1 protein-coding gene is annotated in these 519 nt (G+C 71.9%); it reads right to left on the reverse strand.

Annotated features, from left to right (window positions below; all coding sequences use genetic code 11):
* Positions 1-262, reverse strand: a 262-nt coding sequence (locus ACSNOC_RS27915; protein ID WP_436750359.1) for a helix-turn-helix domain-containing protein, incomplete at its 3' end; no start/stop codon positions are given.
* Positions 263-519: the final 257 nt, after the last annotated feature.

The raw sequence follows: 519 nt of genomic DNA on the forward strand, positions 1-519 counted from the left end.
GGGGGGGGGGCTGCCGGGTGGGTGCGTCCAGAGCGGGGCCGGGGCGTTGCGCGGCTCGGGTCGGTCGTTCCTCGTGGAGACGGATGATCTCCGCGAGTTGCTCGGTGGAGAAGCGGTAGGCGCGTCCGACCCGTGTGAAGGGGATGAGGCGTCGGCGGGCCCGGTCCTTGACCCACCAGACCGAGCAGCCGAGAACTGAGGCGACCTCTTCCGGGAGATGCAGGCAGGCCAGGGCCTTATCCGTCCCTATGCGCTCAGGCACGACCGTGCCCTCCTTCGCAGGCGTACCGCAGTCCCAGGAAGGTGGGCGGGATGGCAGAACGGGGCATGGTTGGGTCCTCCTCTGGCCGGTGTGGGGCGGCAACCCCGGGAACCGGCCGGTGGTGATGGTGCAGGGATGGGCGGATTGGTGATCGTCGGTGGCTCGGCCGGGGCTTCGCAGGGCCGCGCGGCCGAAGAGGTCAGGGGGTTGGTTCGTCGCTGTCGGGTCTCGCCGGGGGTGCCGGGACGGGGGCGGCG

This window comes from Streptomyces sp. URMC 129 (assembly GCF_051386415.1).
In the GTDB taxonomy this organism is placed as follows: domain Bacteria; phylum Actinomycetota; class Actinomycetes; order Streptomycetales; family Streptomycetaceae; genus Streptomyces.